Source organism: uncultured Campylobacter sp. (assembly GCF_938045405.1).
Classification (GTDB): Bacteria; Campylobacterota; Campylobacteria; order Campylobacterales; family Campylobacteraceae; genus Campylobacter_B.
In genome coordinates this window covers 1-19,456 of sequence record NZ_CALIMW010000201.1, presented here as the reverse complement: position 1 = coordinate 19,456, position 19,456 = coordinate 1, and the positions used below count along the sequence as shown (strand labels likewise).

Annotated in this window: 22 protein-coding genes; 9 read left to right on the top strand and 13 right to left on the bottom strand. The window is 45.4% G+C overall.

What is annotated here, in order from left to right; genetic code table 11:
* Window positions 1-4: 4 nt before the first annotated feature.
* Window positions 5-289 (bottom strand): 4Fe-4S dicluster domain-containing protein, encoded by a 285-nt coding sequence (locus Q0140_RS07865; RefSeq protein WP_005871245.1) that lies wholly within the window; start codon window positions 287-289, stop codon window positions 5-7.
* A 179-nt stretch (window positions 290-468) separates the two neighbouring features.
* Between Q0140_RS07865 and Q0140_RS07860 the strand changes: the two genes are divergently transcribed.
* A complete protein-coding gene (locus Q0140_RS07860; RefSeq protein ID WP_005871241.1) occupies window positions 469-1,065 on the top strand; it encodes a peroxiredoxin in 597 nt (198 codons plus the stop codon).
* Here Q0140_RS07860 and Q0140_RS07855 read toward each other — a convergent pair.
* A complete protein-coding gene (locus Q0140_RS07855; RefSeq protein ID WP_297963511.1) occupies window positions 1,035-1,328 on the bottom strand; it encodes a hypothetical protein in 294 nt (97 codons plus the stop codon). The two genes, Q0140_RS07860 and Q0140_RS07855, sit on opposite strands and share 31 nt — an antisense overlap.
* Window positions 1,329-1,400: 72 nt before the next feature.
* On the opposite strand from Q0140_RS07855, the gene Q0140_RS07850 reads away from it, so the two are divergent.
* Window positions 1,401-4,142, top strand: a complete 2,742-nt coding sequence (locus Q0140_RS07850; RefSeq protein ID WP_297963509.1) for a M16 family metallopeptidase — start codon at window positions 1,401-1,403, stop codon at window positions 4,140-4,142.
* Window positions 4,142-5,110: a putative transporter gene (locus Q0140_RS07845; protein ID WP_297963507.1), complete on the top strand. Its 969-nt coding sequence runs from the start codon at window positions 4,142-4,144 to the stop codon at window positions 5,108-5,110. The genes Q0140_RS07850 and Q0140_RS07845 overlap by 1 nt, the downstream gene beginning before the upstream one ends.
* A 346-nt stretch (window positions 5,111-5,456) precedes the next feature.
* Here the strand turns inward: Q0140_RS07845 and Q0140_RS07840 are convergent, their stop codons facing one another.
* From Q0140_RS07840 to gatC, 11 genes are all read right to left on the bottom strand, one after another.
* Window positions 5,457-6,563: a cytochrome d ubiquinol oxidase subunit II gene (locus tag Q0140_RS07840; RefSeq protein ID WP_297963505.1), complete on the bottom strand. Its 1,107-nt coding sequence runs from the start codon at window positions 6,561-6,563 to the stop codon at window positions 5,457-5,459.
* A 1-nt stretch (window position 6,564) separates the two neighbouring features.
* Window positions 6,565-8,088 carry a cytochrome ubiquinol oxidase subunit I gene (locus Q0140_RS07835; RefSeq protein WP_297963503.1) on the bottom strand — a complete coding sequence of 508 codons (1,524 nt, stop codon included), beginning with the start codon at window positions 8,086-8,088 and terminating at the stop codon, window positions 6,565-6,567.
* A gap of 2 nt (window positions 8,089-8,090) precedes the next feature.
* Window positions 8,091-8,297 carry a DUF4492 domain-containing protein gene (locus Q0140_RS07830; RefSeq protein WP_005871229.1) on the bottom strand — a complete coding sequence of 69 codons (207 nt, stop codon included), beginning with the start codon at window positions 8,295-8,297 and terminating at the stop codon, window positions 8,091-8,093.
* A 479-nt stretch (window positions 8,298-8,776) separates the two neighbouring features.
* The gene (locus Q0140_RS07825; RefSeq protein ID WP_297963501.1) at window positions 8,777-9,562 is read right to left on the bottom strand and encodes a shikimate dehydrogenase; all 786 of its coding nucleotides are present in this window, start codon (window positions 9,560-9,562) and stop codon (window positions 8,777-8,779) included.
* Window positions 9,562-10,593 carry a hypothetical protein gene (locus tag Q0140_RS07820; protein WP_297963499.1) on the bottom strand — a complete coding sequence of 344 codons (1,032 nt, stop codon included), beginning with the start codon at window positions 10,591-10,593 and terminating at the stop codon, window positions 9,562-9,564. The genes Q0140_RS07825 and Q0140_RS07820 overlap by 1 nt, the downstream gene beginning before the upstream one ends.
* Window positions 10,594-10,687: 94 nt before the next feature.
* Window positions 10,688-11,935 carry a serine hydroxymethyltransferase gene (locus Q0140_RS07815; RefSeq protein ID WP_297963497.1) on the bottom strand — a complete coding sequence of 416 codons (1,248 nt, stop codon included), beginning with the start codon at window positions 11,933-11,935 and terminating at the stop codon, window positions 10,688-10,690.
* Window positions 11,936-11,937: 2 nt separating this feature from the next.
* Window positions 11,938-13,431 carry a lysine--tRNA ligase gene (lysS, locus tag Q0140_RS07810; RefSeq protein WP_297963495.1) on the bottom strand — a complete coding sequence of 498 codons (1,494 nt, stop codon included), beginning with the start codon at window positions 13,429-13,431 and terminating at the stop codon, window positions 11,938-11,940.
* Between the two features lies 1 nt (window position 13,432).
* Window positions 13,433-13,900, bottom strand: coding sequence for a Fur family transcriptional regulator (locus Q0140_RS07805; RefSeq protein ID WP_005871221.1), 468 nt, complete (start codon window positions 13,898-13,900; stop codon window positions 13,433-13,435).
* Window positions 13,897-14,574 carry a CvpA family protein gene (locus Q0140_RS07800; protein WP_297963493.1) on the bottom strand — a complete coding sequence of 226 codons (678 nt, stop codon included), beginning with the start codon at window positions 14,572-14,574 and terminating at the stop codon, window positions 13,897-13,899. Before Q0140_RS07800 ends, Q0140_RS07805 begins: the two co-directional genes overlap by 4 nt.
* A complete protein-coding gene (locus tag Q0140_RS07795) occupies window positions 14,574-15,656 on the bottom strand; it encodes a type IV pilus twitching motility protein PilT (RefSeq protein WP_005871218.1) in 1,083 nt (360 codons plus the stop codon). The genes Q0140_RS07800 and Q0140_RS07795 overlap by 1 nt, the downstream gene beginning before the upstream one ends.
* A 10-nt stretch (window positions 15,657-15,666) precedes the next feature.
* Window positions 15,667-15,954: an Asp-tRNA(Asn)/Glu-tRNA(Gln) amidotransferase subunit GatC gene (gene gatC, locus Q0140_RS07790; protein WP_291939991.1), complete on the bottom strand. Its 288-nt coding sequence runs from the start codon at window positions 15,952-15,954 to the stop codon at window positions 15,667-15,669.
* A 116-nt stretch (window positions 15,955-16,070) separates the two neighbouring features.
* On the opposite strand from gatC, the gene Q0140_RS07785 reads away from it, so the two are divergent.
* The 6 genes from Q0140_RS07785 to Q0140_RS07760 all read left to right on the top strand — a co-directional run.
* Complete coding sequence (locus Q0140_RS07785; protein WP_297963491.1) at window positions 16,071-16,622, top strand: hypothetical protein; 552 nt, start codon at window positions 16,071-16,073, stop codon at window positions 16,620-16,622.
* The gene (locus Q0140_RS07780; RefSeq protein ID WP_297963489.1) at window positions 16,622-17,635 is read left to right on the top strand and encodes an L-seryl-tRNA selenium transferase; all 1,014 of its coding nucleotides are present in this window, start codon (window positions 16,622-16,624) and stop codon (window positions 17,633-17,635) included. The genes Q0140_RS07785 and Q0140_RS07780 overlap by 1 nt, the downstream gene beginning before the upstream one ends.
* Entirely contained in the window at window positions 17,622-17,957 is a 336-nt protein-coding gene (locus tag Q0140_RS07775) for a hypothetical protein (RefSeq protein WP_297963487.1), read from the top strand. The genes Q0140_RS07780 and Q0140_RS07775 overlap by 14 nt, the downstream gene beginning before the upstream one ends.
* Entirely contained in the window at window positions 17,944-18,564 is a 621-nt protein-coding gene (locus tag Q0140_RS07770) for a type III pantothenate kinase (RefSeq protein WP_297963485.1), read from the top strand. The genes Q0140_RS07775 and Q0140_RS07770 overlap by 14 nt, the downstream gene beginning before the upstream one ends.
* On the top strand, window positions 18,561-19,169 hold the full coding sequence (gene hisG / locus Q0140_RS07765; protein ID WP_297963483.1) for an ATP phosphoribosyltransferase: 609 nt from the start codon (window positions 18,561-18,563) through the stop codon (window positions 19,167-19,169). The genes Q0140_RS07770 and hisG overlap by 4 nt, the downstream gene beginning before the upstream one ends.
* An 84-nt stretch (window positions 19,170-19,253) precedes the next feature.
* Window positions 19,254-19,456: hypothetical protein (locus Q0140_RS07760; protein ID WP_297963481.1), on the top strand; the 203-nt coding region annotated here is incomplete at its 3' end.

The following is a 19,456-nucleotide window of genomic DNA, read 5'->3' as shown; positions in this document are numbered from 1 at the left end:
TCTGCTAAGCAAATACCGGGGTATCTCCGCTGCGTAGATCCGCACCTATACTATCCCTGCTAGGTTGACCCGCTACGATGTCGCTCCAGACGATACAGCCATCAGTCGGACAGGCACTAGCGCACGCAGGCTCGTCGTTGTAGCCTACACACTCGACGCATTTATCGGCATATACGTAGTAGCTATCCTCGCCGCTTGGATTATCGCTATCGTCTACGATAGCATTTACCGGGCACTCGTCGATGCATGAGCCGCAGCTAATGCAAATATCGGTGATTTTTACAGCCATTTTTTCTCCTTTATCAAAAAATGAAGCGCGATGATAACATACTAAATTTAAAAAATGATAAAAGTAATATTATTGGATAAATAAATTTTATTACATAAAAATTTTCATAAAATTTCAGCAAATCTAAAGTTTTAAAATGTATAATCGCCATCATAAATTTTATTAACAAGGAGAAACAAATGATAGTAACCAACAAAGCCGTTGATTTCACGGCAACTGCGGTTTTAGGCAACAACGAAATAGTTGAGGATTTCAACCTCTATAAAAATATCGGCGAAAAAGGCGCGGTCGTATTCTTTTATCCAAAAGATTTTACCTTCGTCTGCCCGAGCGAGATCATCGCATTCGATCACAGATATCAAGATTTCAAATCCAAGGGCATCGAAGTTATCGGCGTTAGCTGCGATAGCGAGTTTACCCACCTTGCATGGAAAAACACTCCGGTAAACGCAGGCGGTATCGGCAAAGTGCAGTTCCCGCTAGTTTCGGATATTACGAAGGATATCGCACGCAGCTTCGACGTGCTGTTCGGCAACGCCGTAGCGCTTCGCGGCAGCTTCCTACTTGACAAAGATGGCACCGTCCGCCACGCCGTCATCAACGACCTACCGCTAGGTCGCAATATCGATGAGATGCTTCGCATGGTTGATACGATGCTATTTACGAACGAGCACGGCGAGGTTTGCCCTGCGGGTTGGCACAAAGGCGACGCAGGGATGAAAGCAGATCCTAAGGGCGTCGCGGATTATCTAGGCAAAAATGCGAGCAAACTATAAGTTCTAAAATTCTTCGCGCGAGCGTATGAAGTTCTAACCGCGTAAGGTTTAAATTTAGCCTTGCATGGGCTGTTAAAGCTAGCAAAGCTTTCTAAATTCCGCTGCCAAAATTTTAAGTCGCGGCGGCGGAATTCCAAAAATTCCAAAAATTCCAAAAATTCCAAAAATTCCAAAAATTCCAAAAATTCCATTCCTCTCAATTCTGCAAGTAAAATTTTAAAACCGCAAGTAAAATCCCAAATCCTTGGCAAAATTTCATCCATAACAAAGCTCGCAAAATCATACTTTAAACTAGCTTTTGTTACAATCGCAAGTTTTTAAATCCAAGGACAATTATGAAAAAGCTTATATTTTTTATCTCCGCCCTGCTTTGCTCTTTGAGCCTTTACTCCGCAGATACCAACCCGGATATGCCGCTTAAGCTCGATCCTAGCGTCGTGCACGGCGAGCTAGCAAACGGCGTGAAATTTTATATCCTCAAAAACGACGTGCCAAAAAATAGCGCGCTTTTTTACCTCAACGTAGCCGCGGGCAGTGTCGATGAAAATGACGACGAACAGGGTCTTGCGCATTTCGTCGAGCATATGGCGTTCAACGGCAGCGAGCACTTCGATAAAAACGAACTAGTCCATACCCTGCAGCGCCTTGGAGTGAAATTCGGCGCCGATCTCAATGCGCAAACAGGCTTTGAAAATACCACATACAACATCCAGTCCCAAGTAAGCGACGAGACACTGAAGGACGTATTTTTGGTATTGCGCGACTATGCAGGCGGCGTAAAATTTGACGAGAACGAAACGCAAAAGGAAAAAGGCGTCATCTTAGAGGAAGCAAAAAAAGGCTTTGAGAGGCGCTTTTATGAAAAGCGCGCCACATATTTATACCCTAATTCCATATTTTCCAGACGCTTTCCGATCGGACAAAATGAAATCATCAAAGGCGCCACCGGCGAGCAACTAAAAAAATTCTACGCGCGCAACTACCTTCCTAGCGCCATTAGCATCATAGTCGTGGGCGACGTAAACATTGAGCAGATTAAAAACCTAATCAAGCAAAATTTTAGCTCTCTTTCTGTGCACGGCGAAAAAATCCCGCGCGATCTTAGCCTACGCCCATTTGAAGGCGGGTTAGCAAGCACCGTAGAGCCCGAGCTCGGCACTAATGTCGCTAGCGTGCTTTACGCAGGCAAATATGAGCCGCTAAGAAGCTACGGTGCGCTTAAAAATGAGTGGCTGCAAGCCTACGTATCGAGGCTGATGGAGCTTGGATACGACGCGATGAATGTGAATGCCAAAATTCCGCTTAAAGCCTATTTCGGCTCGGACGATCTGTTTAAAAACCGCAGACTATACAGCATAAGCGCAAATATTTTTAATTTCGACGCCAACGCCACATTAAATAGTCTTTTTAGCGCGATCAAAGGGGTGCGCGAACACGGATTTAACAATGACGATTTTGATAGCGTTAAGGCGGAATTTAAACATCAAGTGCAAGCCGATCTGCTTAAAAACGATACGCAAAGTGCGCAAATAGGAGCATTACTTGATTTCGTACAAAACGGCAATGTAAAGCTTAGTAAGCAAGACGAGCACGATCTAAGCCTCAAGGCGTTAGAAGAAATAACGCTAGCAGATGTTAATAAATTTTTCTCAAAGATAACGGATGGAGCGAGATTTACAGAGATTATCTCGGCAAAGGATTTGGGCATTAGCCAAAAAGATGCGGAGCTGCTCTACGAAAAAGCGGTGCCGTTTAATTTCGCTGCTTCGAAGCTTGCTTCCAAGCAGCTTGCGGGAGCAGATTTAAAAGAGGCGGAATTTAAAGCGCAAAAAGGCGCTAGCGGCACTGAAATTTTGGTGTTTAAAAACGGCGCTCGCGTAATTTTAAAACCCCTTAAAAGCGAGAAAAATAAAATCACCCTCGCAGCCGTTAAAAAAGGTGGCTACGCGCATTTTGGCAAGGCTCGTGGCGAAATTCTAACCGCGCTGCTAAACTCGGGCACCATAGGCGAGCTAAACGAATACGAGGCGGGACGCTTGACCTCAAAATTTGATTATAAGCTAAGATTTAGGATGGACGACGCAGACTGCGGTTTTAGAGGCGCAGGAGCGGATCTGGAGGCGATGACACACGAGCTTTACGCAAGATTTAGCGAGCCGCTAATTCATGCAAGCTCGCTTACAAAATATAAAACCGACGCGCTTTCGGCGATTGCGCTACGAGACGAGACGGCGGAATTTAAATTCGGCGAGCAAATTTTAAAATCTCTATATTCAGGAGATACGGCTCGCAAGCAGCCGCTTAGCGTAGATGACGTAAAGAGCGCAAATCTTGCCGATTTACAGCGCGATGCGGATGAAATTTTCTCGGGTGCTGGAGATTTTATCTTTGTGCTTAGCGGCGATTTTGAGCCTGTGCGCGCGAAACAAATCCTAGCCAAATATATCGGCAATCTAAAGTCTGGCGCAAGCAGCGCTACACCTAAAACTTTGATGCTAAATACTTCTAGCGGCGAGATTATGCAAGACTACGGCGATAGTGATAAAAGCGAAGTTCGGATGATTTTTTCAAACTATGAGCTGCAAAATTTCGACTTTGCAGACACTTATAAATTTCAAGCGTTAAAAAGCGTGCTAAGCAATCGTATCGTCGAGCAGATCCGCGAGGCGCGTGGACAAATTTACTCGGCGATGGTGCATAGCGCCTATGTGCGTGAGCCACAAATCGCAGCGAGCTTGAACGTATCGTTTTCTACCGAGCCGAAAGATGCCCGTGCCGTTGCAGCAAGCGTGAGTGAAATTTTAAAACAGATCGAAAGCTCGGGCGCGAAAGATAGCGAGCTGGCAAATTTCAAAAAAGCTCAAATTCTATCGACCAAAAGAGCTGCGCAGACGAATGATTTTTGGCTTGCTAATATCACTGCGCACGAGCTTTACGGCTATCCGCTCTACGACGAAAAGGGCTACGCCGCGCGCGTAAACGCAGTAAAAAGTGCGGATGTGCAAAAAGCGGCGCGAGTGCTAAGCGATAGGCTATTTACGGCGATTTTGAATCCAAAAAGTTCCGAGAAACGCTAATGTTCGTTTCATTTTTTAAAAGCAAAAAATGGGCGCTTTTAGCATATACAGGGCTAGTATTTTTGATCGCTATCAATTGGTATCAAACTACGCTGAGCGTGCGTTTCAACGAATGGTATCGCGTATTTTATGATTTGTGTCAAAACGTAGATCGTCATACGTTAAACGATTTTTACGCGCAGATGAGGGTCTTTTTATGGATAGCGATGCCTGCCGTAGCGGCGGCGATTTCGGAGCGATACGTGGCGCGAATTTGGGCATTTAAATGGCGAGAGGCGATGACCTTTTCCTATTTTTCATACTGGAAAAAGGTAAGTAAAGATATCGAAGGAAGCTCGCAGCGTATCCAAGAAGACATCTACCGCTTCTCAAAAATCATCGAAGATATCGGCACGCGCGTACTTTCGGCGGCGATGATTCTTTTTGCGTTTATCCCTGTTTTGTGGAGCCTTAGCGAGAAAGTACCTTTTGAGGCGCTCAAAAAAATTCCCGGCTCTCTCGTGTGGATCGCACTTGCAGTAAGCATCGGCGGACTGATAATTTCTTGGCTAGTAGGTTGGTTTCTGCCTAGGCTTGAATACAACAATCAAAAGGCGGAAGCTGCGTTTCGCAAAGAGCTGGTTTATGCCGAGGAGAATAAGGCGGAATATGCGAGCGAAGAGACCACAAAGACGCTATTTGGCAAACTAAAGCACAACTATTACAGGCTATTTTTGCACTACTGCTACTTTGATTTATGGCTAAATTCTTTCTCGCAAATCCTAGTCATCGTGCCTTATCTCATAATGGGACCGGGGCTTTTTACTAAGGCGATTACGCTTGGAGTGATGATTCAAGTAGGCAATGCTTTTAGCCAAGTACGTGGCAGCTTTAGCGTTTTTATCAATAACTGGACGACGATCACGGAGCTTCGCTCAATCCATATGCGACTTAAAGAATTCGAAAAAAATATCGACTACAAGGGCTAGATAAAATTTCGCCCGTATCTTGCGGCCCAAAATTTCACTTTCTAAATTTAAAGTGAAATCCCAGGCCGCAAGCTTTTAAAATTTCTACCCTTTTACTGCTCTCTTTTTTCGTGATGAGTAATGTTTAGCTTTATAAATTTATAGCTTCCTACGAGCAAGATCATCCAAATCGCGATGAAAACTAAAGATTTGACCATTTTTAATCCTTAAAATTTTTTATAGATGCGGCGCATAAAAAGCGCCGCCGATATGAAATTTAACTAAGCACAAAAGCACGCAATGCCTCGCACTAGAGCAACTCCTCGTCGCCGCACGACGTGCAAAAGCCGCGCTAGGGCGGGCGCGCCTAATAATGCTCGTTTACAAGCTCCTCTTTATCAAGCTTCTTCGCATCCATTGCGCGCCAAACATAGCTTATATAACCCAGCACGAAAGGCACCAGAAACGACACGTAAAACATCGTCTTAAGCGTATAGAGGCTCGAGCTTGCGTTGCTTATCGAAAGCGAGCTTTGCAGGTCGAAATTTGACGGATAAAACGCCGTGTTGTTTAACCCTAGGATCAAAAATATGCTCGTTACCGCGCATACGACGCCCACGCCGTAGAAAAATACTCCGCGCACGCTGCTTGTAAATGCGCCTTTGAATATCCCCACCAACACTAGCACTACGCCCAGCAGCAGCAAGATTAGCGCCGCAGGCAGGCTTAGGTAATTGTGCAGATACTTAAAGCTCTCGAGACTTACGACGCCGCCGGCGCCTACTGCATAGCCCTGCTTTAGCAAGACCCACGCCAAAAACGCGATGAAAAAAACCAAAAACGCGCTAGCGTTAAATTTAAGCGAAGCTTTGAGTTTAGCGATCATTTCGGGCTCGGCGATATTGTTCATCAAATATAAGCTCGCTCCCGTCCTAGCGCAGAAAAATAGCGCAACTCCCAAGATGTAATTAAACGGATTTGCTAGCGCCTCAAGCCCGCGAGCGGGGTTTTTCCACTGCACGAAATTATTATCACCCAGCGCAAACTCGCTGCCGCTAAAAAGCGTCGAGACGATGATTCCAAGCAGGATCGTACCCAGAGAGCCGTTTATGAAAAGAAAGGCTTCATAGGTCTTAGCGCCCAAGAAATTATCGGGCTTTTTTCTGTATTCGTAAGCGACGGCTTGGATTATGAAGCAAAAAAGCAGAGCCATCCACGCCCAATATGCCCCGCCGAAGCTGGTCGCATAAAATAGCGGAAACGCCGCAAAGCACGCCCCGCCGAACATAACTAGCGTGGTAAACGTAAGCTCCCATTTCTTGCCGATGGAATTTATTATAAAATCCTTCTCGCTCTCATTTTTCGCCAGCGTAAAAAGCAGCGTCTGACCGCCCTGCACGAAGAGCATAAAAACCAAAATTCCGCCCAGAAGCGAAACCACGCACCACCAATAAATTTGAAAAATTTCGTGCATCTTAAAATCCTATCTTTATCTGTTTTAGCATGATCTTTATCTCGGCTATGAATAAAACCGTAAATAAAACCGCAAAGAGCGCAAACGAGATCATTATGTTCGTTCCCGCCAGGCTCGTAGCTGCGACGCCCACCGGCATAAGATCCTGTATCGCCCACGGCTGGCGCCCTACTTCGGCCACGATCCAGCCCGCCTCGCACGCGACGTATCCCAAAGGAATGCTAAATACGCAAAGCCATAGAATTTTCTTGTATTCGGCGAGGTTCTTTCGCATCGCCAAAAATAGCGTCACGAAAAATAGCAAGATAAAATAGCTTCCCAAGGCCACCATCACGTGAAAGCTGTAAAAGGTAAGCGCCACCGGAGGGACGATCTGCTTCGCGTCGTCAAGGTAGCCGTAGCCTAAATTTTGCATATTTTGATCGCCGAATAAAATTTCGCGCGCTTGCTGCATCGCCGCAGTGTCATTCGCGTCCTTGACGATTTTGTAATCCTTCAGCGCTTGCAGGGCGATTTTTCCTTTTTCGATCTTTTTATCCGCGCCTTCGATGCCGAATTTTTCGTTTCCAAATACCAAATCATCGATGCCCGGAGTGAAATTATCAAGTCCTCTCGTAGCCATCAGTCCCAGCGCGTAAGGCGCCTTGATCTCAAATAAAAACGGCTCCTTATCGTCTCCCGCGGTTTTACTCGGGTTTAAAACTCCCGCCGCGACGATGCCTGCATTTACTTCGCCCTTATACAGACCCTCCATCGCCGCAAGCTTCATCGGCTGCTTTTGCGCGACCTGATAGGCGCTCTCGTCGCCGCTAAATAGCACGAAAAGCGAGCTTAGCATACCGAAGCTTGCCGCTACGATGAAGCTTTTTTTAGCAAGCGCGAAGTCTTTGTTTTTTAGCATATAAAACGCCGAAATTCCAAGCACGAAAAGCGCCGCGGTAATATAGCCGCCGCCAACGGTATGTAAAAATTTAGCCACTCCGAAGTGAGATAGCGCGATATCTAAAAAATTGCTCATCTCGTTACGCATCGTATCGGGATTAAAGCTCGTACCTACCGGGTTTTGCATCCAAGCGTTCGCGATTAAAATCCAGTATGCGCTTAAATTTGATCCGATCGCCACGAGCCAGGTCGAGAGAAGGTGAAATTTCTTGCTCACGCGGTCCCAGCCGAAGAACATTACGGCAAAAAAGGTAGCCTCCAAGAAAAACGCCAGCAAGCCCTCGATCGCAAGCGGCGCGCCGAAGATGTCGCCCACGAACCAGCTGTAATTCGCCCAGTTGGTGCCGAACTCAAACTCCATTATGATGCCTGTCGCGACGCCGATGGCGAAATTTATACCGAAAAGGCGCAGCCAAAATTTAGTGATCTTGAGCCACTCCTGCTTACCGGTCGCGACATATAGGCTCTCCATAAACGCCACGATAAAGCTAAGCCCCAGCGTTAGGGGCACGAAAAGAAAGTGATAAAGCGCCGTGAGCGCAAACTGCGCCCTCGACCAATCCACGCTAGCAAGCTCTTGCATTCCTACTCCTTAGTCAAATTTTTATAGATGAAATCGATTTTTTCTTGATCGGTTTTAAATTTAGAATCCAAGTTTTCGTCGAAAATGAAAAATTTAAGTAGCACAAAAATTATAAATAGCTTGATCAAAATCACCGCCCACAGCGTTTTGCCAAGCTTCATCGAAGCAAATCCGTGCGCGTAAAATTTTAAAATTTTGCCGAAAAACATCAAATTTTAACCTTTAGCAATTATTAGTTTATATTTTTTATTGTATAACAATTAATTAAAATTTAGCTTTAAATTTTGAAATTTTGGTAGCAATTTTATCTTTTTAATAAACACCTCGGTCTTGCGTCATCTCGCTCAAGTAAAGTTTTATTATATAATTCACAAACAATCACATTTTACTTAAACTGCACAAAATTTTAGTTTAGATTCGTCGCAAAATTTTAGAATAGAACATCCAAGAAACGAGCAGAAAAATGCGCGAGACTTTACCAAGCATCTTTATGCCTAATTCGTAGCGATTTTAAATAGAATTTTTACAGGCAAATTAACACGGCTTAGCCGAAAGCAGACGTAAGAATTTTAAAATTAAACGCCCAAAGCTACACGATATAAAATTCAAGAACGTATAATTAACTCGACACAAAATTTAAAGCACTCTATTTGACTGGCACGAATAATTGAAAAGCCTAAGAGGCGATTTAGCGTAAATTCGCAGCATGGCTCATCAGCGATACAATCTCTGCTAAGTCGAATTTACCGCCGAAAAAAAGATTGAAAGCAAGCGCGCCCTGATTTATCAGCATCTCCTTGCCATCTTTTACGGGCAGATTTTTTGCGCGCGCGGCTTGCAAAAACGGAGTCTGCTTGCCGTAGATAGCGTCAAAAGCAAATTTCGCGCGGGATAAAATTTCATCTATTACCCCCTCGGGCGCAGGCAGCGCGTCATCTTTGAGCCCCGCGCCGGTGGCATTGACGATCAGATCGTAATCTTTAAATTTGAAATTTTCATAGGTAAAAAATTCCTCGCAGCCGAAGTCAAAATCTTTTGCGCTGCGGTTTAGGATGTCAAATTTCACGCCGTTTTTGCTTAGCGCGTAGCCGATTGCCCGCGTAGTGCCGCCTGCGCCTAAAATAAGCGCATTGCGAATCTCGCCAAAGCCCAAGATTGCGCAGAAAAAGCCTTGCGCGTCGGTGTTAAAGCCTTGCAGCGCGCCGCCTTTTAGCACTAGCGTGTTTACCGAGCCGATCTGCTTAGCCGCCTCACTTAGGATGTCGCATGCTTTAAATGCGTCGAGCTTAAAAGGCACGGTCACGTTCGCGCCCGCAAGCCTTAAAGCTTCAAATTTAGCTCGCAGCTCCTCGCCGCGCTGCAGCAAAACTCGCCCATAGTAGGCGTCCAGCTCCAAAAATTTTATCGCGTAATTATGAAGTAGCGGCGAGAGAGAGTGGGCGATCGGGTTGCCGAAAACCGCAAATCTGTCCACTATTTCACTCGGTAGATATACGCGCCGCTGTTGATTGAGCGCATATCGCTAAGTGCCTTTTGTAGCGCCTCGCCCTCAAAAGGTCCAACTAAAATTTTAGTCACGCTCTTGCTGCCGACGTGAGTTTGCAGCGCAATTGGGCTATAGCCTTTTTTGGTGATTTTTTTGGTATCAGACCCGTTTGGATCGTAGGCATTGGATGCGAAAACCTGCACATAACTGCCGTTTGCCACGCTGGTGCTGGTGCTCTTTGCTGCAACGCCAGCCTTTACGCTCTCACTTTTAGACTCCGGCTTGCCGGCTTCTTTTTTAGGCTCGGACTTAGCAGGCTCTTTCTTGGTCTCAGCTTTAACATGTTCCTTTTTAACTTCCGTTTTTGAAGACTCTTTTTTAACTTCTGTTTTTGCTTGTTTTTCAGGTTCTTTTTTAGGCTCTACTTTTTGCTCGACTTTTCTAATTTCGGTTTTAGAAGGTTCTTTTTTGATCTCGTCTTTTGCAGACTCTTTTTTAGGCTCGGACTTTTTTACGTCCGTTTTTTCAGACTTTTTGGCTTCGTCTTTAGGCTCAATCTTTTTACTTTCTATTTTAACTTCGGATTTTTTTGGCTCTTCTTTGATTTCGGGCTTTTGGATTTCTACTTTCTGTGCTTCAGGCTGAGCGCTTGCGACGACCTTGCTTTCGGAATTAGGCTCTTGGGTTTTTATCTCTACTTTGGTTGGAGCTGCAGATGCTGTATTGGGTTCTGATTTCACCTCTACAGGCTCAGGCTGCGAAGGCTCAGGTTTTTGAACTTGTACGGCAGGCTTTTGCTCCGCTTTGGCAAGCTCTTCTTCACTAGGCATAGTAAGACCTGCGTTAGTATCAATATCGTCTTTATTAATAGCCTTCATTATGATTAAAATGATTAAGAATAAAACTACGACGCTGGCTGCGACGGTAAGACCCTTTTTCAAATTCGTGTTCTTATCGACATTGCCGCTATTGATCACTATGTCGTCTATGCTGCTCATATCGAAATTTTTGTCGTTCATACTCTCTCCTAAGATTATTATTTACTTTGTAAATTCTACCACGCAAAATTTACGAAATAAATAATTCGGGTAAGCTTACCCGAATTTATTAAATTTAATACATCGCGCGGTCGTAGATGATAAAGCGGTGCGCCAAATCTCGCACCTCCTCTTTGACCTGCGCCTGAAGCTTGGAATTTAAGATGTCGCTTAGCACGTCGGCGATTTTATTCCCGATAAACTCAAATTCTTTCTCCTTCATTCCGCGCGCCGTAAGTGCTGGGCTTCCGACGCGGATGCCGCTGGTGACGAACGGGCTGCGCGTCTCGCCCGGCACGGTATTTTTATTCGTCGTAATGCCTGCATTTTCAAGCGCGGCGCTAGCGTCCTTGCCGCTAAAATCTCTATTTAAAAAGCTCATCAAAATCAGATGGTTATCGGTGCCGCCGCTAACGAGATCAAAGCCGCGCTTAACCAGCGTCTCGCCCAAAACTCTAGCGTTTGCCTTGACCTGCTTGGCATAGACCTTCCACTCGGGGCTTAGATTGTGTTTAAAGCCCACCGCCTTAGCGGCGATGACGTGCATTAGCGGGCCGCCCTGGATGCCAGGGAAGATCGCCGAGTTGATCTTTTTAGCAAATTCCTCGTCGTTGGTCATTATAATGCCACCGCGCGGACCGCGAAGCGTTTTATGCGTTGTCGAGCTTACGACGTGGCAGTGCGGAAACGGATTGGTATGTTCGCCCGCGACGACGAGCCCCGCGACGTGCGCTACGTCGGCGAAAAGAAATGCACCCACGCTATCAGCGATCTGTCTAAATTTAGCAAAATCTATCTCGCGCGTATAGGCGCTCGCACCGCAAACGATCATCTTTGGTTTTACGATCTGAGCGATCTCAAGCACCTTATCGTAGTTTATGCGGCCGTCGAGCTCCACGCCGTATTCGAAGCTCTCATACATCTTTCCGCTGCTTGAGACCTTCGCGCCGTGCGTCAAATGCCCGCCGTGGCTAAGCGCCATGCCTAAAATTTTATCGCCAGGTTTCAAAAATGCGGCATATACGCCTTGATTGGCTTGGCTGCCGCTGTTTGGCTGGACGTTTGCAAACTCACAGCCGAAGAGCTTTTTGCAGCGATCGATCGCGATCTGCTCGATCTCGTCTACGAACTCGCAGCCGCCGTAGTAGCGCTTGCCGGGATAGCCCTCGGCGTATTTGTTCGTTAGCACCGAGCCCATCGCCTCCATCACCTCGGGATAGGTGAAATTTTCGCTCGCGATCATCTCCAAATAATCGCACTGGCGGGCAAGCTCTTTGTTGGTTAAACTAAAAATTTCATTATCGAATTTTTCTAAATTTGACACGTTCACTCCTTCTCTAAATTTAGCGGCCTCATCGCAGGGAACAAAATCACGTCACGGATCGATTTTTTATTCAGCAAAATCATCGCCAAGCGATCGATTCCAAGCCCCCAGCCGGTAGTCGGCGGCATCGCGTAGCTAAGCGCGCGGACGTAATCCTCATCCATCTCGTGAGCTTCGTCGTCGCCTGCATTTTTAGCGTCGATTTGCGCCTTAAATCTGGCGTATTGATCGAGCGGATCGTTCAGCTCGTTAAAGGCGTTGGCTAGCTCCTTGCCTGCGATGTAGAGCTCAAATCTCTCGGCTATCTGCGGATTTTCGTCGCTTCTGCGCGAAAGCGGGCTGATCGAGATCGGAAAATCCACGATGAAGGTCGGATTTATGAGCTTAGCTTCTACGTAATTATCAAAAAGTTCGCTCTGCAGGTGGCCTAGATCGAGCTTTTCATTGACTTCAAATTTATCGGCTTTGAGTTTGGCGATGATCTTTTCGCGATCATTTACGATCTGAGGCTCGATGCCGCCTATCTGAGTAAGCGCGTCGAGATACTTTATGCGCGCAAAAGGCTTTGAAAAATCGATCTCGCGCTCATCGTAGGTTAAAATTTCGCCCAGCCCGAGCCTCTTAAATAGCGCTTTAAATAGCTCCTCGGTTAGGTTCATCGCGTCGTTATAATCATGCCACGCCCAGTAGAATTCTATGCTTGTAAATTCCGGATTGTGCGTCAGATCCATACCCTCGTTGCGGAAGTTTCGGTTGATCTCAAAGACCGCCTCCATGCCGCCTACGACGAGACGCTTAAGATACAGCTCCGGTGCGATACGCAGATAACGATCGACGTCGAGGGCATTGTGGTGCGTGATGAAAGGCTTAGCATTCGCGCCGCCCGCGATTGGGTGCATCATCGGCGTTTCAACCTCTAAAAATCCGTGCTTTTCAAAAAAGCTGCGGATCTCGCTAACGATAATCGAGCGCTTAATAAAATCCTCGCGGATCTCTGGGTTCATTATCATATCGAGGTATCTTTGGCGGTAGCGCATCTCGATGTCGGTTAGGCCGTGAAATTTCTCCGGAAGCGGGCAGATCGCTTTGGATGCGAGCGTTATTTTGCTAGCATGAATCGAAAACTCGCCCGTTTGGGTGACGAAAGCATATCCGCGCACCAAAATTATATCGCCCACTTCAAGATTTTTCTTAAATTTAGCGTAATCCTCCTCGCCGATGCTGTCGCGTGAGTAATAAATTTGAATATTGCCGCTTTGATCTTCTATGTTTGCAAAGGTGGATTTGCCCGCGACGCGCTTTAGCTTTAACCTTCCGGCAAGGCTTACCTCCTCGCTCGCTTTTTTATCCTCGGTATCTTTTATGAAACCAAATTTTTCTTTAAACTCGGCTATGTTCATATCTTTTTTTAGAAAGTGCGGATAGGGATTAGCCCCCAAATTCCGAAGTTCCGACGCCTTGTCTATCCTTTGGATTTCTAACTGGCTATCAAACAATCTACTTCCTTTTTGCCGCGCATTCAGGGCAAATTCCATACAGCTGCATCATGTGCCCCGTAAGCGTAAAACCGTGCTCTTTGGCGACGGCAAGCTGTTTTCGCTCAATAGTGGCGTCTTGAAATTCTATGATCTTATTGCAGCTTTTGCAGATTAAATGGTCGTGGTGAGGCTTGTTGGCAAGCTCAAATTTCTTACCCTGTGCTCCGAATGAGATCGACGTAGCCATCCCCGAATCCTCAAGCAAATTTAAGGTGCGATACACCGTCGCTATGCCTACGTTTAGTTCGGGGAATTTCGCTTTGATCTCGTTGTGAAGCGCCTCAGGTGTAAAGTGTTTGTTATTGTTATAAAGCGTGCGGAGCAAAACCTCGCGCTGCTTAGTATATTTTAAACCGCTAGCGGCAAGTGCCTTTTTAAACTCAACAATTAGAGCGTCAAACTCTAAATTTTCAATTTTTGCATTCATAATTTTGTCCTTTCTGTAGAATTTACTTCTGAACTGGCGTTAAAATCGCTAGGTTCAGTGCTTTGATTTTGATCCGAGTTCATACGGGTGGTAGAATTTTGATCTTTTAAGAGTTTATTATCCATCTTAGAACCGATAGAATCTAAGCTTTGTTTGATCTTCGGATCGTCTTTGAGATTTAAAATCCAATTTCCTATTTTTAAAAAAATCGGCGCAGTTTTGCTGCTTTCAAAATACCTTTTGGTCTGTTCGTTCATCGACATAGGACCGCTTGCAAGCGTAACGATAACGGCAAAAATCAAGAAAATTTTACTTACGCTAAACACGAAACCGCCGATCTTATCGACAAATCCGAGTCCGCTCCATTTAAAGAATTTTGAAATGATTTCACCTATAATCAGACACGAGATCCATACGCCAAAAAGCACAGCGATAAAGCCGATGAGAACCTGCGTCGTGTCGCCCGAAAGCACGCCGTTTGCATTCTGCAAAGCTGGAATTTTTGCTGCAATCCACTCGCCTGCCATAGTTTTATAGCGCATCGCGGCAAAAAGACCGCCGATGAGACCCAAAATTCCAAAAATTTCTTTTACGATGCCATTAGTGATACCGCGCAGTCCGAAGAGCACTACGAGTACTAAACAGCCGACGTCGAACCAATTAATACCTTCCATCAAGCACCCACCACGCCTATTAACTCTTGCAGGTTAGTCGAGTACCTAAACGCCGTATCTTTTGAAATTTGATTTGCACGGATCGCTTTAACCATCGCTTGAGTTTGAGTTATCATACCGGTAGATTGCTGATTTAGCTGCATTTGAGAGTAAATTTGATGCACCTTGTTTTCTCGGATTAGATTCGCTACGGCATTGTTATTTAGCAAAATTTCATGGATCGCGATACGTCCACCGCCAAGCTTTGGCAAAAGTGATTGCGAAATGACCGCGGTAAGCGATACGGAGAGCATATTTCGCACTTGGAGCTGCTCGCCGCCATCAAAGCTATCGATAATACGGTTGATCGTTTGCATCGCGGAGTTGGTGTGTAGGGTACCAAATACCAAGTGACCGGTTTCAGCCGCGGTAATAGCAATCGAGATAGTCTCTCTATCACGCATCTCGCCCACGAGGATAATGTCCGGGTCCTCACGCAAGGCAAATTTTAACGCATTAGCGTAGGAATGGGTATCGGTGCCGATATTTCTGTGAGAGAAAAGCGCTTTTTTATTGGTATGGACGAACTCGACCGGATCTTCAACGGTGATAATGTGCTTGCGCTCTTTTTCGTTGATCTCGTTTAGCATCGCGGCAAGAGTAGTTGATTTACCGCTACCCGTAGGTCCGGTAACCAAAATCATGCCTTTTTCGTGCTTAACTACCTCTTTAAAAATCGTAGGGGCTTTTAAATCGTCCAGGCTAGGAATATCGATAGGAATAATACGAAATGCGGCAGCTAAATCGCCGTTCATAGTGTAGTAGTAGTTGCCACGAAAGCGTCCGATATTAGGAAGCTCGATCGCAAAGTCAAGCTCTTTATTTTCCTCGAGCGCACTTTTTTGAGCATCGGTAATGAGCGCGTAGCAGATATACTCGATATCCGTGCCCTTAAGCGGATCCATGGCAAGTGGGCGCAATGTTCCGTCGATACGTATTTGAGGCGCCGAGCGCGAAACTAAGTGAAGGTCGCTCGCTTTGTTAAAAACGACGGTTTTTAGTAGGGTTTCGATATCTACTAAATTTCTTTGAACTTCTTCCATAAAATTCCTTTCAATCGATGATTTTCGGTACTACGAAGTAGCCGCCTTCGGACTGCGGAGCATGCTTTAAGACGCTTTCTGCGACATCGCTTTTGCGTGGAATATCTTTGCGAAACGGAGTACCGCCTTTTAATGTAGTGATAGCCGCCTCGCCGCTTTGTAAATCCAGTTCATTTAGAATTTCTACAAAATCTACAATATTATTTAATTGACCTTTAAATTCTTCTCGCTTAGCATCTGGAATTTTAAGAGCAGATAGCCTTTCCAGCTTGCTTAGCAAGGCATCGTCTATTATCATAACTTTCCTTTTTCTGATAAATGCGACATTATATCATAAAAATTCTTTATCTTAGGCGGTATTTAAAATTTTTTATGCTACAATTACGCCGATTTTCTCAAATAAAGGACTGAATTTTGGCTTTAAAAGACGACATCGAAGGCGTGAAAAAAGAGATTGGCACAGAAGAGCAGTTTCTAGAAAGCGTCATAAAAAGTGAAATTTTCGTAAAAAAATACAAAAAGCCGCTGATATTTTTGGCTGCGGTTTTGATCGTAGCGTTTATCGGATATTACGCAAATGAATTTCTAAGCGATCGCCGCATAGCAAGTGCTAATGCGATCTATGACGAACTGCTTAACAAGCGCGACGACACTAAGCTAGCCGAGCTTAAGCAAAAAGATATAAATCTATACGCTCTTTATATTTTGCAAAACGGCTCTGCAGACGAGCGAGCGGCGCTAGAAAATACCCAAGGCATCGATGTCATGCTAAAAGAGATAATAAATCTACAAAACGGCAAACAAGGCGGAGTGCTACTCGCCGATTACGATTCTTTGCTCAAAGGCTACGACCTACTAAAAGAGGGCAAAATCGAGCAAGCTCACGCAGAGCTAGATAAAATTCCGCTCAACTCGCCAGTTCGTCAAATCGCACTTGCTTTGAAACACTACGGAGGCAATAAATAATGAAAAAAACGCTGATATTTACGCTTTTACTATCGTTTTTATTTTTGGGCTGCTCGACGAAGCGCCAGTATTTTGAACCCAGCGACGAAAACATCACAGGTGATATGAAATTTAACGGCTCACTGCCATCAGAAATCGTAGCGATTAGTAAAGATGGTGCTACGCTAAAAGACGGCGAAGTCATCTCTAAAAATGGATTGGTGAAAAATTTCAAAGTCTTAAAAAGTGAGAAATTTTTAGGCGAATATGACGGAAATTTCGTCGTAACCGACATCAATGGCACGCTTAAAGTAGTTGGTAGCACAGGCGCCGTAAAATTTGAAAAAACCCTCGGCAGACAAGCGCTCAGTGCAAATATACGCGGCGATGATTTGGCTTTAGTGATGAGCGATGATTCGATTATGCTTATCAAGCTAAGCTCTGGCGCAGTGGTACTCGATCATAAAGTAGGCGATGCATTCGCAATCGATTCGCGCGTGGCGTCACCGCTATTTATCAACCAACTTATCGCTTATCCTGCGTTAGACGGACTAGTCAGCATCGCAGAAAACGTAGGTGGGCGCTCGGCACGCGATTTCGTCGTGAGCAACCAGCCGTTTTTTAACAACATTATCGCCTTAGAAAACAAGGGCGATAACCTTTATGCCGTAACTGCCACTAGGCTAATGCTGGTAAGTCCTACGGGCAATAAAAACCATAACGTAGACATCAAAGACGTGATTTTTAGCGACGATAGAATTTATCTTTTCTTAAAAGACGGCAGAGTCGAGCTACTAGATCGCGGGCTAAATTTGATCAAATCTCGCAAATTCACCTTCGCACAATTTAGCGGCGCACTGCTTAGCGGCGGCTATCTGTATATCATCGAGCGCAACGGCTACGTCATCCGCACCGATGAAAATTTAGAAGGCCAGGCGATCTACGAGCTAAATGGCGAGTTCGATGATAAGTCCTTTATAGCAGGCAGCTCGTTTTACTACGACGATAAAATTTTAAATTTTGATGCTAGATAAAATTTCAAAACTCTGCGTTCGCGAAGGGCTCCTGCTTCAAAAATTTCAAACGCTAGATATCGCGAGTTTCACGCGCTCGCGCTCATACGGCGCGTATTTCGGCGTGGATCTGAAAAGTTACAACGTTCTTTTATTTATGCGCGACGCAAAATCTCGCTTTGTGATGCGCGACGCGGAATTTCTACTCTCGCTCGCAAACGACATTAGCGCAAGCCTAGGCAAGGTCATCAAAAAGCGCGTGCTGTTTTACAACTCGCAAATGTGCTCTAAAAGCGTAAAATTTTTAAAAGAAAACGGATTTAGCCTCTATGCTTTTGTGTGACGTAGGAAATTCTAGAGTTAAATTTTATAAAGGCGGCGTAACGCAAAGCATGCCCGTAGCGGAGTTTATGCGGTACGAGCCGAAAGAGCGAATTTTTTTCATTAGCGTAAACGATAGCGTGAAAAAAAAGCTGAAAAACCCTCTATTTGTCGATCTGGCGCCGCACTTTGAGCTAAAAACCGCCTACCGCGGGCTTGGGATCGACCGCATAGCGGCGTGCTCGGCGGTGACGACGGGCGTCGTCGTCGATGCGGGCAGCGCAATCACCGTGGATTTGATGTTTAAAAGCTCGCACCTAGGCGGATTTATAATGCCTGGTATCGGCACGCTTTTAAAGTCGTTCGCGAGCATCGCACCCGTGCTAGACGTCACGCTTTCAACCAATATCGATCTGGACCCGCTACCGCAAAAGACCGTAAACGCCGTAAACTACGGGATTTTAAAGCCGATCGTGCTTACGATCGAAAACATCGCGGGCAATAATAAAATTTACTTCACTGGCGGCGACGGAGCCTATCTGATGCGGTATTTTCGCAACTCGATCTATGAAAAGGATCTGATCTTTAAATCGATGGTGAGCTTAATCGCAAAAAAGGGGCTAGCATGATAACCATAGCGCTTCCCAAAGGTCGCATAGCCGACGATACGCTTAAAATTTTCAAAACCATCTTCGGGCTTGATTTTGCTTTCGAGGATCGCAAACTCATAATGCAAGAGGGCGATTTTAAATTCCTCTACGTCCGCAACCAAGATATCCCTACTTACGTTATGGGAGGCGCGGCGGATATCGGCGTAGTGGGGCTTGACGTGCTTGAGGAGCATCGCCCTGACGTGCTTACGCTGCTCGATCTTAAAATCGGAAAATGTCGCGTCTGCGTGGGCGTGCATGCGGGCACCCGACTAAACTACGGCGCTCCGAGCCTAAAAATCGCTACGAAAATGCCCAACATCACTCGCGAATACTTCGCCTCAAAAGCGGTCGCCGTAAATATCATCAAACTCTACGGCTCGATCGAACTAGCCCCGCTCATAGGGCTTGCCGACGCTATCGTCGATGTCGTGGAGACCGGCGCTACGATGAAGCAAAACGGGCTGCAACCCGCAGAAACCATAATGCAAAGCTCGGCGCACCTCATCGCCAACAAAAACAGCTTCGTGTTAAAACGCGATGAAATTTTAAACCTGCGAGATAAACTAGCTCGCATTCTTTGAGTTTAACTGATGAGTTGGTAAATTAATTGTCTGATTTGCTAAAAAGTAGTGAGATAACTAAGAATTTACAAAAAATCATAGACGATGACCTCGACAGTCCAAACGATACTTTCCCTGGATATGACTCCGGCTTCAACCAAAACTTCACCCATTGTGATTGATTTAAACGGTGACGGTGTAAAAACAATATCAAGAAAAAACGGTAAAACATACTTCGACCTAGATAATAACGAATTCGCAGAAAATACCTCTTGGATAGATAAAAATGACGGGATTTTAATCAACAA